General features: G+C 41.0%; 14 protein-coding genes and 1 other RNA gene. 4 read left to right on the top strand and 11 right to left on the bottom strand.

Annotation, left to right across the window (positions count from 1 at the left end; all coding sequences use genetic code 11):
• Window position 1 precedes the first annotated feature (1 nt).
• From aroD to rprA, 6 genes are all read right to left on the bottom strand, one after another.
• Window positions 2-760 (bottom strand): type I 3-dehydroquinate dehydratase, encoded by a 759-nt coding sequence (gene aroD, locus FDW97_RS00950; RefSeq protein ID WP_137350522.1) that lies wholly within the window; start codon window positions 758-760, stop codon window positions 2-4.
• Window positions 761-796: 36 nt separating this feature from the next.
• Window positions 797-1,663: a quinate/shikimate dehydrogenase gene (ydiB, locus tag FDW97_RS00945; protein ID WP_069324249.1), complete on the bottom strand. Its 867-nt coding sequence runs from the start codon at window positions 1,661-1,663 to the stop codon at window positions 797-799.
• Window positions 1,664-1,684: 21 nt separating this feature from the next.
• Window positions 1,685-2,920 (bottom strand): MFS transporter, encoded by a 1,236-nt coding sequence (locus FDW97_RS00940; RefSeq protein WP_038640238.1) that lies wholly within the window; start codon window positions 2,918-2,920, stop codon window positions 1,685-1,687.
• Between the two features lie 238 nt (window positions 2,921-3,158).
• Entirely contained in the window at window positions 3,159-4,379 is a 1,221-nt protein-coding gene (locus FDW97_RS00935) for an MFS transporter (RefSeq protein ID WP_137350521.1), read from the bottom strand.
• A 48-nt stretch (window positions 4,380-4,427) separates the two neighbouring features.
• Window positions 4,428-4,784, bottom strand: coding sequence for a YdiL family protein (locus FDW97_RS00930; protein WP_038640241.1), 357 nt, complete (start codon window positions 4,782-4,784; stop codon window positions 4,428-4,430).
• A 158-nt stretch (window positions 4,785-4,942) separates the two neighbouring features.
• Window positions 4,943-5,039, bottom strand: an RNA gene (gene rprA, locus FDW97_RS00925) — antisense sRNA RprA.
• A 39-nt stretch (window positions 5,040-5,078) separates the two neighbouring features.
• On the opposite strand from rprA, the gene FDW97_RS23555 reads away from it, so the two are divergent.
• Window positions 5,079-6,296 (top strand): phage integrase SAM-like domain-containing protein, encoded by a 1,218-nt coding sequence (locus FDW97_RS23555; RefSeq protein ID WP_249359780.1) that lies wholly within the window; start codon window positions 5,079-5,081, stop codon window positions 6,294-6,296.
• Between the two features lie 411 nt (window positions 6,297-6,707).
• Window positions 6,708-7,304: a DUF4145 domain-containing protein gene (locus FDW97_RS00915; protein WP_249359779.1), complete on the top strand. Its 597-nt coding sequence runs from the start codon at window positions 6,708-6,710 to the stop codon at window positions 7,302-7,304.
• Window positions 7,305-7,439: 135 nt separating this feature from the next.
• On the opposite strand, the gene FDW97_RS23385 is transcribed toward FDW97_RS00915, so the two are convergent.
• From FDW97_RS23385 to FDW97_RS00890, 5 genes are all read right to left on the bottom strand, one after another.
• Window positions 7,440-7,739, bottom strand: a complete 300-nt coding sequence (locus tag FDW97_RS23385; RefSeq protein ID WP_170973649.1) for a GIY-YIG nuclease family protein — start codon at window positions 7,737-7,739, stop codon at window positions 7,440-7,442.
• A 160-nt stretch (window positions 7,740-7,899) separates the two neighbouring features.
• Entirely contained in the window at window positions 7,900-8,904 is a 1,005-nt protein-coding gene (locus tag FDW97_RS00905) for a primase-helicase zinc-binding domain-containing protein (protein WP_170973647.1), read from the bottom strand.
• Window positions 8,897-9,223 carry a hypothetical protein gene (locus FDW97_RS00900; RefSeq protein WP_137350518.1) on the bottom strand — a complete coding sequence of 109 codons (327 nt, stop codon included), beginning with the start codon at window positions 9,221-9,223 and terminating at the stop codon, window positions 8,897-8,899. The genes FDW97_RS00905 and FDW97_RS00900 overlap by 8 nt, the downstream gene beginning before the upstream one ends.
• A 69-nt stretch (window positions 9,224-9,292) precedes the next feature.
• Window positions 9,293-11,182: a DUF3987 domain-containing protein gene (locus tag FDW97_RS00895; protein ID WP_137350517.1), complete on the bottom strand. Its 1,890-nt coding sequence runs from the start codon at window positions 11,180-11,182 to the stop codon at window positions 9,293-9,295.
• A gap of 15 nt (window positions 11,183-11,197) precedes the next feature.
• Entirely contained in the window at window positions 11,198-11,467 is a 270-nt protein-coding gene (locus FDW97_RS00890) for a hypothetical protein (protein WP_137350516.1), read from the bottom strand.
• 873 nt (window positions 11,468-12,340) lie between these two features.
• On the opposite strand from FDW97_RS00890, the gene FDW97_RS00885 reads away from it, so the two are divergent.
• Window positions 12,341-12,592 carry a helix-turn-helix transcriptional regulator gene (locus FDW97_RS00885; RefSeq protein ID WP_137350515.1) on the top strand — a complete coding sequence of 84 codons (252 nt, stop codon included), beginning with the start codon at window positions 12,341-12,343 and terminating at the stop codon, window positions 12,590-12,592.
• A gap of 358 nt (window positions 12,593-12,950) precedes the next feature.
• A complete protein-coding gene (locus tag FDW97_RS00880) occupies window positions 12,951-14,117 on the top strand; it encodes a HEPN domain-containing protein (RefSeq protein WP_137350514.1) in 1,167 nt (388 codons plus the stop codon).
• Window positions 14,118-14,332 lie beyond the last annotated feature (215 nt).

The raw sequence follows: 14,332 nt of genomic DNA, 5'->3' as shown, positions 1-14,332 counted from the left end.
ATTAAGCCTGATGCAATATTGTTAATACAGTACGCAGATCGGCGATCGAAATTTGTCCCGGGGCCGACGCTTTTTTCACGGCGCCAAAGGTGGCTGCTGAACCGAAAACCTCGCCGGAGAGACGTGAAATCACCCCAGTTTTAGCCATCGACATGGTAATTATCGGCCGGTCCGCATAGCGCTCTTGCATTTCCAGCGTAGCGCCCAACAATGTCAGCACATCCGTTTTGTTTTGCGGCATCAGGGCGATTTTAGGAATATCCGCGCCAAGTTCCTGCATTTTACGCAGACGCTGGATGATCTCCTCTGCGGCTGGCGTCTTATGGAAATCATGATTCGACATAATCACGCTGACATTTTTCGCGTGGGCATGTTCGACGGTCGCTTTAACCAGCTCATCACCGGTGAAAAGCTCCAGGTCGATCATATCCACCAGACCGCTGTCTACTGCTGCACGGTTAAGTGCAATATAGTTTTCGACAGACAGTGCCTGTTCACCGCCTTCTTTGGCGCTGCGGAAGGTGAAAAGTAGCGGTTTGTCCGCTATCACATCGCGGATGGCGCGAGCCGCTTCCAGCACGGCATCTGTGGAAGAGACATCGCTGAAATGGTCAACGCGCCATTCCAGAATGTCGAAATCCGCTTCGCGATAGGCCAGCGCTTCGCTTTTTACCGTGGCGATGTCTTTACCCATCAGCGAGACAATGATCTTCGGCGCACCCTCGCCAATCACGAGGTTTCTTACGGTTACGGTTTTCATTGATTACCCTTTAAATATATTACAAATGCGTGCCCGTCAGGCTGCAAAACCCATAACCTGTTTCACATACTCCAGTGGGAAATCTTTCCCGGTCCAGAGTTTGAACTGTTCAGCCCCTTGCCATAACAACATGCCGTAACCATCAATTGTTTTGCAACCCGCAAGTTGCGCCTGTTGCAATAATTTGGTCATATGCGGGTTATAAACGCATTCCGTCACCAGCAGCTCCGGGCGCAGCAGGGAAACGTCGGTCACGAGAGATTCGTTGTCCAGCGGCTTCATGCCGACCTTTGTGCCGTTGGTCAGAATATCCGCGCTGGCGAGGGCATCGGCAAATGCTTGCCGATCGGCGAGATCGATAACGGTCACGACGCAATCGGTGTTTTCATTGACGCGTTTGGCGAATGCCTGCGCCTTTTCAAAGAATTCATCTTTACGGTTAAACAGCTTAATTTCTTTGATGCCTTCAATGGCCGCCTGCGCGCCAATGGCTGTCGATGCGCCGCCCGCGCCCAACAGTACCATGGTTTTACCTTTAATATCGAAGCCGCTTTCTTTAATGGCGCGAATATGACCGGTGCCATCGGTATTGTAACCGCGCAGGTAACCATCATCGTTCACGATGGTATTGATTGCGCCGACCAGTTTGGCCGCAGGGGTCAATTCATCAACATATTCACATGCCAACTGCTTATTGGGCATAGAGACCCCGGTGCCGCGCATCTTCAACGCTTTCAGTCCGGCAATGGCATTGGCAAACGTTGAGTTATCGACTTCAAATGCCATGTAGGTAAAAGGTAGTCCCGCTTTTTCTAATGCCTTGTTTTGCATTTCTGGTGACAGACTATGTCTGATAGGGTAGGCCATTAAGCCAATCAGTTCATATTTAGCAGTTACGTCCATTTGATACTCCTTCTAAACAATTTATTGAAAATAACGTTCGCCCAACCGCACATCATTTTTGGGAATATCAAATACGCGGTAGTAACGAATAAAGACGATGATGGCGGTGATGAAGGCCAGCAGAGCAAATGCAAAGTCCAGCAAAATGATGTATTGCAGGCCAATGTTAGAAAGGTATCCGGTGATTAATGGGATAATAAAATTGGCTACGCCACCCATCATCATATAAACACTGGTGACTTTGGCTTTGCTCCTGGGGAAAAACTCTGACATCACCGAGACGCCAAGCTGTAAAATACCGCCAGCGGCAGAGAAACCAATCAGAAATGAACCGGCGTTACACACCAGCGGAGAGGGATATAAATAGATGACCGCTGCGGTGATGGTTGCCAGCGCGGCGTTAAACACATTTGCCCATATCGGTCGAACCATTTTCTTCAGCAGGGCGGCAAAAATAAATACGCAGACCAACGATCCCATACTGTAGTAAGAGATCGTTTTCAGGGCGTCGGCTTCCGCCATGCCGGCAAACGCCATAGCGTATTTCGGCATCCAGACCACGATGACGTAAAAGGTTGAAAACGCCGCGACACCGAACATCACGGAAGCGACGCCTTCCAGCCAGACCAACGGTTTGCTGTTCATCTGTGGCAGCTCTTTAGCGATACCGGCATCCACCATCTGGCTGGGAAAGCGGCTTTTTAACAGCATCAGGGTAATAACGACGAACAGTACGCCAGGGATAATGACCGCATAGCCGTACCAGATATGGTTGAGCAGCATGGTGCTGACGACAATGGGGTAGAGCATCTGCCCGAACGAGACCATCGCTTTAACCAGGATAACAGCCGATCCTGATGCTTTGGGGAAGCATTCCATTAATGCCGGATAGCCACCGGTATCCAGCGCCGAGTTAGCCACGCCAACGCAAACAGCCAGAATAAAGGCAATCAGCAGATTAGGGCTGGCGGGAATACCGAAGAAAAACAGCATATACAGAATAGCGCCTAACAGAATGATCGCCCGGCGGCCAAACTTATCTGAGAGCACACCAAAGAATAAAATACTCACCAGTCGCCCTAAACCAATGCCTGAAATTAAATAGGCAATCCCGGCATTGTCGGTGGAGAACTTTTCTGCGAGAGACGTCATATTTTGCGCCAGCGTAATGACGCTAATGCCGTGGAGAAAATAACTTAAATAAATACAGATTATCGCCAGAAGAAATGGCGTGTTAAAGGTCTTGTTTTGAGACATTTTCACAACTCCTTGCGGATTTTAAAATTATTTCGTGCTTGACGATATTTTTAAATTTCGGCGACCTTGTGCTTAATATACCGTTCAGTAGACACATTACCTACATAGCATGGCGTTTAACTTACCAGGTATTTTGCATCTTAAACTGTGAATTTAATTCTTCCTGATGACTTTTCGCTGATAATTTAAAAGGGCAGCCAATTATGTTGCAGAAGGGATGAACAATATTGCATCCCCGTTATTCTGCGACCGTCGCCATTTTTAGTTGATGTTTTAATGCGGCGCGGCTGCGATACCCAATAAACAGCGCCAACAGGAAACCGACCGCGGCGATACCGGCATCAAACCACATGATATGAGCAATGCTGGTCTCAGAGATTCTTGCTGTGATCAGCGGAATGGTGAAAGTCGCAATGCTGCCCGCGCTGTAGTAAATGCCGGTCGCTTTACCCTTTGCATGTGGAAAGCGTGCCGCCATCAGTGTTAAACCGATTTGCACCACGCCTCCGGCTGAAGAAAATCCAATGACAAACGCAAAGGTGATAACCACGTAGGGTGTCGGGTGCAGGCAAACCACCAGCAGCGCAATAAATGAAATAAAGGTGTACAGCATCAACAACAATGTCGCGCGTTCCGCTTTGCGCGCCAGTGGAGCAGTAATCAATACGCACAGCAAAGAGCCGCAGGTGTAAATGCTTAACAATTTGATAGATAACGTATAAGGCATGCCAGCAACAAACTGTCCGTACTGCGCCAGCCACTGGCTTACCAGATAAAATGTCGCCATGGCGATATAGCCATACAGAGTGTAACAGGCAAGATCGAGAATCGAACAACGATGTTCAGATTGTTGTGTTTCCTGTTTAGCAGGTAATGCCTTGATGGAAGTTTGATTTCCGGGATGCGCCGGGAAGCGACAGCGAAACAAAAACACGCCGTTGATTATCATAATGGCGGCCGCCAGCAGGAAGGACCAGCCAAACCAAAGCTCGGCCCACACCAACAAACTGATAATCATAGGAAGCAGAAACTGGCCGCTGGAGACGAAGGCTTTTATTAATATATTGGCTGTACTGGGCGATCGGGGAAACGCCTCCATCAGGCTGGGATAGGTTCCGGCATCGAGAAAACTGTTGGCCATTCCCGCCAGAAAGCCAAAGGCATAGGCGATAAAAATACTATGCGTATTGATGATGCCAACAAAGAAAATCAGGTAGCAGATCATGCCGAAAATAATAAACGGTCGTCGGCCATAGCGATCGGAGAGCATGCCAGCCATTAATAAGACACTTAAACGACCGATGCCCAGCGAGGAAATAACGATCGAGACGCCCGCGGCGTTGGTTTGCCACTGGTGTTCAAGCGAAGACATATTGAGGCTCATCAGAATGACCCCCATGCCGTGGACCAGGTAATTAAAGTACAGCCCTATCGCAGTGGAGAAATAGGTGTTTTTCATAATGTGTTACTCAGCGAAGAGGCTAAATTGGTATGGCGTTGTAAATGCTTAACACAAACGCTCAAGGTCGTGAGCGTAGAGCTCAACAGCAGCCGATTGATAGATTTTCCAGTCGAGGAAATCGTTGTGGTGATAAACCGTCTGAAATGAGTTCAGATCGGGGAAAAAACGCATAGTGTTATTACCAATGCGGTTATTAATTTTGTCGATAACTGCATTAATTCTTACTTTCCGTCTGGCTTTCATTTCTTTACAAATGTGCGCGATGTACTCCGGGATTTCCCTTTCGCCATTTTCCCATTGTTGCCATGCGGCAACATTATTATCACGCGAGATATACATCGCGCTTTCTTCCACCGTCATAGCAAAAATATGGCGGATAGCCTGCAGTTCCAATGCGTTCATTATTTGATCACCTCATAAAAGACGGTGGAATAGTAATAGCATTGCTGTGGATATTTCGGCTTGAAGAGAGTCACAGTATCTTGTGCAATATTATTTGTTGTATAGCAGGGAAGAGGTACTGAGTTTTGCAGCCAGTCGAGTGCAGAGGTGAGTGAAGGACAAAAAAAAGCCCATCGTGGGAGATGGGCAAAGACTACACACAGCAATTCGTTGTTTCACTCAGGGGAATTAAGTCATTGATTGATTTATGGGTATGCGGTTTTCGGCATAACCAAAATTAAGCAAGGCTTGAAAATGGACACACAAATTGCACACATATCGCACACAGATAAAAAGGGGTATCTATGGCGCAAGCGCTACCAAAAACACACTATTGAAATCATCTTGCGTACACGCGATAAATCAATTGCTATAAAAATAGCGGCATCTATAACAATTCGCTATATAGAATTAAAATCGCTTGATGTTCCATTTGAAGCTATGCGGGAAATGCTTAAAAAGTTTCGTGATGGTCTGATTACGTCACGTGACATTGAGCGCTTAAGGTCGATTGCGATGGCTTCACAGGATGCGCCACAAGCCACTGTAATCGATGCGCCAATGCAATCACGTGCACAGGAGGTTAAAACCTCTCAGAAGGCCGCACAGGGGCATTCTCTAATGGATGCTCAAAAAGCGTACTTTGACGCTAACACCGAATGGAAGCCAAAAACCGTAAAAGATTATAATGCTTGTCTTGAGCGTTTTATTTTTTGGTGTATAGATAATGGCGTGTCAACAATTGAAGAAATTAGCAAAGATAAAATAATCGCCTTCAAAGCATACATGGACGGTGAAGGATTAGCGCCATTAACTAAAAGCAAAATCATAACGCGAATCGGTTCATTTCTTAACTTCTGTGTGAACATCAAAGAATGGATAGATAAAAATAACATAACAGGTTTGCAGTATAAAAAGGTTTACGTTCAAAATCCAAAGGAAGAAATCACACCAGAACATTTCAAAGCTGTCATGCAGCAATTCAGGGTAATTAACGATAGCCAAACATATTGGGCGATGAATATCATGTATTATACGGGCATTAGGGTAAGTGAATTAACACAGATAACTAAGGTTGACTATATAGAGCTTTACGGGATTAAGTGCCTGTCAATAAACACAATTGATGATGGCGAAGCAAGTAAGACCGTTAAAACAGAAAATGCCAAACGTAACATTCCGATATGCCAAAAATTACTAGATTTAGACATATGGAATGTTAAGCCAGTAATGAAATATGGAAATAACAGAACGATGGCGGCGACAAGTGAAAGCTTTAAGGACATTGGTCTTGCACGTTCAACTCATTGCTTTAGGCATTCATTATCAAACAGATTACGTGATGTGGATGGCGTGGAAGATAGCACACGAAATATGATAATGGGGCATGCACAGGAAACAATAACAGATAGAGTTTATATTTCTCGATTACCTTTGAAGAAAATGTTAAAGGCATTGAACGACGCTAATTAAGCATTGTTCCGCTTCGCTCCACCGGGTTGCCTGGAGCGCTTCCTTCCGCCCGGTTTGGATGCAAGCATTCAGGATAGGGCTGCGCAAATAATAACCATTGAACGCACAGGAAGAACCAGGAGACGATGAAACCAGAAGTCATGGAATCGCTTGCTCACCATAATATAACATCACTCCGAGTCTCTGATGCCCCTGTACAGCCGCAAGACACTCGAAATGTCAAAGCTATAATTCAGTAACATCCAAAAAAGAAACAAACTTAATTAAATGGATATATTTTATTACCATAATTGATTTGTTCTCGATGTATTTTACATTAAATACAAATTCGTTCGATAAAATTCAATTTAGGATGAAATGGATGCGGTAGTTATGATAAAATAAAAAATTATCCCACGAGGTATGAATAAAATGTCTGCTTTTGTAGAGTTTGTCTCAGTCGCCGCATGGCCTTCCGTAACCGTGTGGTTTGTAAAAAAATACGGTGATGATGTAAAAACACTTATACTACGAATTTCCAAAATTAAAATGGGTAGCGCCGAAGCTGAGTTTTCTGCGAACTTGAGTATGGTAGAGGCCATAGTTACAGAAAAGCAACAAGACAGTGAGACATTAGAAGTCCAATCTGATAATAGTGAATTTAATCAACGTGTGAATTATTTAAAAAGAATAGCTGAGACTTCACCCCGTGCGGCAATAATGGAATCATGGCTTCTAATAGAGGAGGCAGCGGAAAGAGACGGCTTCATCAATAAAGAGAAAGGCTCACAAAGAAGGAGTATAAGCTATTTCATTGATTCATTAGTTGAAGAAAAGAGAATTAATAAAAGTACTGCGAATTTAATTAGCGAGATGCAAAGGCTGAGAAACAAAGCTGCACATTTTATAGATTTCGATTTAACAAAGGATGAAGCCGAACGATATATAAAAACTGCCGTTCAAGTGTCATTGCTTATTAACAATCAATTTATGAATATGCATGCTTGTAACACCCATATTGATGGGTGATTTTTAGATAAGGATAATCTATCTGGCGTTAACCCCTTTCAGGGGTTGCCCCTTCGGGGCTGGTTAAGTGACATAAAGGTTTTGAATCACGCCTTTTCTTCACCTCACCAGCGCGAAGCGCAGCCCCGCAAGGGGCTAAATACTATCAGTTCTGTAAACAGGATTACCCCCTGAAATAATGAGAGAACTAAAAGCCATTGATGGCATGATTTTGAAGAATTCCGATGAACCTGCAAACTTTAAATCAAAAGGTGATATTTGATACTGTTTAAACATTGCTTGTGCAAATCTTTCAGAATCCCACGCTTCCCTTCTTGAGTTGTAAGAGCACAGGTAATTTAAAATACAATTACGTCCTAATCTAAATGATAGTTCACCCATACGGGCATATACATTTGCCGTTCTACCTATTTTTACAATGTTATCGGTTTGCATAACGTAATTATAATAAGTCTTGGTTTTATTAGTTTGGCATGAAGGGCATTCATCGCCGTATAGATGATAAATGCCAACACGTTCAAATTTGCCATGTACAGGACAATTAATGCTTACTTTTGTGAACAAATCTACGAAATTAGAATATTGGTATTTGCAATTATATAGATGGTTTGCGGTCTGTAAGAACCCTTCGAAATTCATCACACACTGCAAATTTTCCGCGCTGAAAAACATCACACCAATCCTCACTAGCAGTTACAGGCATAGCCCACCAACATTTATTTACTTGCGACATTGTTTTTATTGTCGCCTTTAAACCAGCGTTATCTTTATGACTATCATTATCAGTAAGAATACAAATGTCGGCATTTGGATGGTATTTTCTTGCTTCTACAGCAACGTTGATTAAATTAGTATCATTTCCAGCAGTTAAGAATAAGGATGCCGGATATAAATCACTTATCGAGTATTGAAATGCTGTAACCGTTCCAAAACCTTCGCCTATGAATATTGTTTCAATATTCCCATCCTGATTTCGCTCACAGTGAAAAGCGCCTGTCTTCTGACTGTCATGAACAAATGATTTACTTCGCCCATCAGTAGAAATGCGCTGCAATGCACAAAATGTATTATCTGAGCGGTAATAATCCAATAATGTTTGACCATGACAGCCAACCCACATCATTTTACTAATCCCTTTAGTTAACAGGTAAGGGGATTCGCGCCATGTGGCATTTTTAGATTCATTGCGTACATTATTAGAAAATAAATTCAGCTTTTTAGAATCCAGTTCTGCGAGTTTGTGTTCATGTGTGGAAGTCATTTTCTTTGGTGCATTTCTCATTACAAAGTGTTTTGGATTTCTGTAACCTCCATGTTGTTTGAATCCTATATGCGCACCGATATCTAAATATCTCATCTTAGTTGCAGCCTCAATTATAGTTAAAGGCTGGATTATATGATACCCATCATGGGCGCTTTCATTTCGGCAATATCCTGTATTTGCATGTGTTCCTTTGCTTCGCCATTCAAATCTATCAACGCCCCCACATATAGGGCATGGCATTTGTTTTTCTGGTTCAATTTCAATGCTAAAATCGTGCATGTATTTGATTGGGTTTTGCTTGATAAAATTATTTAAGTCGGTAAAGAAATTAGCCATTGTATTTACTCCCATATCGCCTTGCCGGATGTTTTGCAAAAAAATCTACAATGTCCTGTTTTCGATACCAGATATAACCCTCTGTCTCTTGATAAATCGCCTGTGGAAATTCTTTAGGATTAAAACGTTTTGCAGCATAGAACATAGGTTTGCTGACACCAGCTAATGCAACTGCATCATTACCACACACAAGACCCGTGAGATGTACCTTTTGAGATTGCTTGCTTATCTGTGCTGCAATTAGCTTTCTATTTTCCTTGACGTGTTTTTCAATTGCCATTGATCGTAACTTTTCTTTAAGGTAATTTGTATCTGTCATTTTGATATCCTTAGTCATTTGATGGGGAGTTTAACTTTAATGCTGGTGGTTTAAGTTTGATGTTAGTTACTAGGCAGTACCAATTAACGTTAACATTCTATTGATTCCCGATGGTTCTAATTTATATGCTGGCTTTTTATTCGCATCAGCAACAGATAAATAATCTGATGAAACAAGTTTATTCATAAATCGCTCAACGGTTAACTTAAAGCGGTTTAACATGCTGCTAATTTTTTTACCATTAAATAATTTGTCACGTAGAATGCTAAGATAACAGTAACCATGCTGGTTTTTATTTTTATCTATTACAGTATAAACCTTTGCCTCTATTTCTTTTTCAAATTCGTATTGCTCCGATTCGCTACCACTCGCTTCACACAGTGTAATAACGGCATTGAGACTATCCAGAACAATTTTAAATGCTGCTTTTGCTTGTGCTAAAGTTATTTGCAAATCAAAATTACCAACAGCAAGTAATGATGCTATTCTGCATGTGTTTTCATAAACCCTTCGATATAAAGGGGCATAATCTTTATGTTCCCTATATTGTTGAGTGTCATAATTTAACATTACATCATCAAGATATCGCTTTGATTCACTGTTGGTTGTAATTTGTCCCTCCCTGCTTGAAACCCATTCCGCATAATTCATTATCATTTCTTTTTCCATTTCTGTTGAGTATGGTTCACGCAATGGATTAACCTTGTCACTCCATCCCATAATTACTCGGCCTAAAAAACCACTCTGTATTGAACGCTTATTAATATGCGGCCTCATTTCTCGCGGAGTGGATGAGCCAAATAAATTTAAGCGTATGTCATCGATTCTTTTAGTTGAGCGAATCTTCTTAATCATTTCTTTCTTGTACTCAATAGATTTTTGAATCTTATCAATTCTGCTTTCAGCGATATCTTTATTTATTACATTCCCGTCTTCATCTAAGTTTTTTTTAAATTGTTCAATTCGCTTCTTAGCTGAATTGATTTCATTCGTTATAGAGTTACAAATCTCTTTTGCATAGGTAGGAGATAATTTTGCATAGTGTTTTGTAGATAATTTTAAAATACTTCCTTCCATTCCGTTAGCATGTTCAGATTTTTTTGAACCTATACCGCGCATCCCATTTAGCATTTCATGTACTTCATCAACCACAAATGCCGCGCGCCCTTTACCGTGAAAGATATCCATGTAAATACTTTTATTTGATGTTGGTGCATCAGCCGCTGCCATTCCAGCAGATACCGCAATATCATCAAAAAATTCTTGTGGTTTTTCTTTACCTGCGCCTGACTCGCAAACAGTAAAAGTAAGCAATCCCATTGTTACGTTGTTGTAGCCTTTAATCTTTGGTGACATTGCTGATAATGCCTGTAATGCAGCCATTTTTGATGCTGGTTTTAATTCTCTTCGACCAGCGCCATTTATACACTCATAAATATATTGACCTAAACCGCATAACTCATCGCTTTCGTTATTTTTATCTTTGCCCAATGATTCTGCATTAGGTTTATTAGCATTATCAATTACTAGTGTTGAAGAATTAATGCGTAGTGATGTTTTCTGTATATTTTGTTGTTTATTGCCAGAATTAAACGCAGGCTGACAAAAATTATTTACAGGTGCTAATTCAATCTTATTATTGTATTCATCCCATTCCCCGTAATAAGGTTGGCAATCCCAATCGACAGCCATATATACGGGCACTTTAACAGACCAATCAATATATAATGGGTCATAACAGGTAACAAAACCAAATTCATCAGGCACATTTGGTTTGGCTGTTGGGTCAATATAAATGCGTGGCCTGTTGTCTTTTATAAATTCATATAATGGGCCAACACGATTATCAAATTCATCATAATCACCATCATAAGGCTGTGCGTTATAATCAATAACCATGCGTGATTTTTGCTGATTATTATTAATTTGCTGGACATTGTTACTGTTAAACCCGTTCATTTTCCTAACTCCGCTCTACCTGAGTTTAGCCGCCACAATAGTTGGTTTAGCTTGTGCGTCTTTTGGCCTGTATCCATATCTTCCAAAAAACTCAATTACTTCTTTTTTTGAATAATAAATTGATTTCCCACACCTTACACCTTTTGGGAAATCCTCCGGCCTCCATTTTCTCGCTGAGCTAAATTCTTGAGTCGTTATGTTTAATAGCAATAAGATCTCTTTATTGTTGATTTTATCTTCTGAAAAATGGCGTGAGTTATCCGCGCAAAAATTAAGCGTAATCATTTTGTGTGCTCCATATTATCTATTCAGTTAATCTATTATCTTAATAGAAGGAATATATCTCGCTTTGATGCAAATAACTTTACCCGTGTTGGATAGGGTAGTCAAACAGGGTGAGGGCGTAACTCATTGATTTACTTACTGTCAACAATTTGGCAGGAAACCGCATGGCGTCGGGAACGGATGGGTAATTAGGGACACTGATTTTAATAGTGAACAGTTTGATATGTAAGGGAAAAAATAAAATTAAAATATTTCCAATTGAGTGAAATTTGCACAGACTGTAGTTGGCTTGTCTGGAGGCTGGTAGATTTCCGGCTTTTCCAGATTCGTTTCCTGAATCTAATGGCCTGTAATTCCCGACGCCATGCGGTTTTTCCAGATTTCCGAGATTTCCACTATAGGGTTAAAGCCTCTTATAGAATCCCTTAATACATACCCATGTCCCTGTGTCATGTGAAGGGGGAGGGGGTGCTCCATCACCTATGTATATACCTAATAAAATGACCGTTTCTCATCTCTTATAATGTTGGAAAAATCGGATAAACAGGAAAAGTGAGATGTGGCGCGGCTTGTAGGGCCATGCCATTTGGAAATGAATCTGGAAAAGTAGGAAGCTATTCATGTAAACCCTTGCGGCGCTAGGCTTCCCGCCAATTTCGATATGTGGTAGATTCGACATGTCAGTGCGAAAAGGGCGCTGATGGGGATTTGCAGCCCCAACTAACACCACGCTATTCACTTATGTGAATGGCTCGGTCTTGCTCACCCGTAGTTTCTCTATGGTGGGTCGGAGCGTGGGAGTCGAAAGACTCGCCAGTGGGTGTTAGCTGGTACTGCAAACCACGTTTCGATTCACCACCAAAAGGAACGGGTATGCAGGAAACAGACTGGCACAAAGCGGATATTCTTGCCGCATTAAAGAAAAAGAAAATCAGCATGGCGGGATTATCTCGCGAACATGGTTTATCTGATGGCACATTATTAAATGCCTTAAATCGAGATTGGCCTAGAGGCGAATTAATTATTGCAAATGCAATTGGTGTTTCACCTCAAGAAATTTGGCCTTCAAGGTATTATGAAAAAGATGGTTCTCCGATAAATCGTGTAATTCGAAAACCTGTTTAAATTGATCGATGCGTCTCTAATTTATGGGGCGCATTTTTGTTTTTAATGTGTCTGATTGCGGTGTGGGCCATGCCGCGCGCGTGTGCGTAATAGGTATTAATTAATATGTATTTATGTACTAGTTAACAAATACGAATTTCAAAGGCCATCTTAATTAAGCATTGTTCCGCTTCGCTCCACCGCCTACGGCGTGGTGAGGTAGAGATAAAGGTTTTGAATCACGCCTTTTCTTCACCTCACCAGCCCCGTAGGGGCGTGAGCGTAGCGAACAAATACTAAATTAATTTGAAGCATTTAATGTCTTTCTTTTTGGATAGATGCTGAGTAAAATAATAAAAAATGATCGTAGGGGTCTGTCATGACTAATCAAATACATCCATCATCAGAAAACAAAATCAAAGAATTAATAAAAAAAGTTATAAATAATCCTGAGCTTGCAGAGAAATTCTCATATAGGAATTATGATGAGGATGTTTTCTTTTTGATTGAAAAAGAATTAAATAAAAGAAAAATTGATTTTAAAATAGATCGTGATTCTTGTTCGATTATTTTTGAGAGCCTTAAAGATGATTTTTGCAAAAACAATGAATTAATTTCTGATAAAGATATAACTAATCTTACTGAATCTGTTTATAAATTTTATGAAAAAACCCCAATGGAATATAATGTTTTATTCCATTTCAGAAAAATTCTAGATCTGCCTAAACTAGATAAATTCGCAGCTATAAATTTAGATATTGGAAAGGAAAGCACTTCATTTCTACTTCCTGATGAATGTGTTGAGTATGCAATAATAAATATTGGAACTCATGGGTATTATTCTGGTTGGTATCCTGAGTCCTTCATGAAAATTGTTATTCAAAAAATCAATATTCTATTATTTCTTCTTGAAGAAAACTCAATTATAACGCAATATTCATATAAACATACCAATCAAGTACTATCACCTTTTCCTAAATGGGGTGGTGGCAACAACGCTAAAATAGAAATTGTTAACAGTGATTACCCTAATATAAAAATGTATCCAAAGTTGGGTGATCACATTGAGGCATATTATGATAAATATGCTATCAACGACGAGGGCTTTAGTCCGTTGGGCTTGTATAATGCTTTTGATATTGCTAATACATTGGTTTCTGACGACTCTAAAGAATCCTTACGAATCAAGGCGGCAATTGATTGGTTAGTTTACTCAAAAATAACCGAAGATGACACTATGTCATTTATTCAGTCATGTATGGGACTTGAAGCGATTTTTGGTGATGATGATTATGAAGGAAGTCTCACAACAATTCTATCTGACAGATGTGCATACTTAATTGGTCGTAACATCAAGGATAGAAATGAAATAAAAAAGATGTTCCGTGAAATTTATCAAATTAGATCTAAAATAATTCATGGTGTCAGAAATTATTTGTCTGAAAAGGATAAAAGAATGCTATATATAGCAAAAATATTCTTGAGAAGGTCTATATTGAAAGAGTTGGGTAATCTTGGGCTTCTCAGTCCAGAGCAGCAGCGCTAACGGCTGTCAGGTAATGCGATTGTATGCCTTTGCGCGTCATCGCCTCCTGATGCTTCCTGTGAATCTATCGGTCGCAAATTGAACAATCATGGTGTGGCTGGTTGTCGTCATAGGGTAGATAGAGGCATGATGGTAGATGCCTCAGATTTGCGCCGGAATCGTACATCTAGCAAGCGTAAGAGGTGATAGGGTGTGATTGTGTAGCCTGTCAGGAT

This window comes from Citrobacter sp. wls708 (assembly GCF_005281255.1).
In the GTDB taxonomy this organism is placed as follows: Bacteria; Pseudomonadota; Gammaproteobacteria; order Enterobacterales; family Enterobacteriaceae; genus Citrobacter; species Citrobacter werkmanii.
This window is presented reverse-complemented; position numbering and strand designations above follow the sequence as displayed.

What these genes read in the sequence shown, in the direction of transcription:
- FDW97_RS00880 (WP_137350514.1), top strand. Translation starts at nt 12,951, where the DNA reads ATGACTAATCAAATACATCCATCATCAGAAAACAAAATCAAAGAATTA.
- FDW97_RS23385 (WP_170973649.1), bottom strand. Translation starts at nt 7,739, where the DNA reads ATGCAAACCGATAACATTGTAAAAATAGGTAGAACGGCAAATGTATAT.
- FDW97_RS00935 (WP_137350521.1), bottom strand. Translation starts at nt 4,379, where the DNA reads ATGAAAAACACCTATTTCTCCACTGCGATAGGGCTGTACTTTAATTAC.
- FDW97_RS23555 (WP_249359780.1), top strand. Translation starts at nt 5,079, where the DNA reads ATGGACACACAAATTGCACACATATCGCACACAGATAAAAAGGGGTAT.
- FDW97_RS00885 (WP_137350515.1), top strand. Translation starts at nt 12,341, where the DNA reads ATGCAGGAAACAGACTGGCACAAAGCGGATATTCTTGCCGCATTAAAG.
- FDW97_RS00895 (WP_137350517.1), bottom strand. Translation starts at nt 11,182, where the DNA reads ATGAACGGGTTTAACAGTAACAATGTCCAGCAAATTAATAATAATCAG.
- FDW97_RS00915 (WP_249359779.1), top strand. Translation starts at nt 6,708, where the DNA reads ATGTCTGCTTTTGTAGAGTTTGTCTCAGTCGCCGCATGGCCTTCCGTA.
- FDW97_RS00900 (WP_137350518.1), bottom strand. Translation starts at nt 9,223, where the DNA reads ATGACAGATACAAATTACCTTAAAGAAAAGTTACGATCAATGGCAATT.
- aroD (WP_137350522.1), bottom strand. Translation starts at nt 760, where the DNA reads ATGAAAACCGTAACCGTAAGAAACCTCGTGATTGGCGAGGGTGCGCCG.
- FDW97_RS00940 (WP_038640238.1), bottom strand. Translation starts at nt 2,920, where the DNA reads ATGTCTCAAAACAAGACCTTTAACACGCCATTTCTTCTGGCGATAATC.
- FDW97_RS00930 (WP_038640241.1), bottom strand. Translation starts at nt 4,784, where the DNA reads ATGAACGCATTGGAACTGCAGGCTATCCGCCATATTTTTGCTATGACG.
- FDW97_RS00905 (WP_170973647.1), bottom strand. Translation starts at nt 8,904, where the DNA reads ATGGCTAATTTCTTTACCGACTTAAATAATTTTATCAAGCAAAACCCA.
- FDW97_RS00890 (WP_137350516.1), bottom strand. Translation starts at nt 11,467, where the DNA reads ATGATTACGCTTAATTTTTGCGCGGATAACTCACGCCATTTTTCAGAA.
- ydiB (WP_069324249.1), bottom strand. Translation starts at nt 1,663, where the DNA reads ATGGACGTAACTGCTAAATATGAACTGATTGGCTTAATGGCCTACCCT.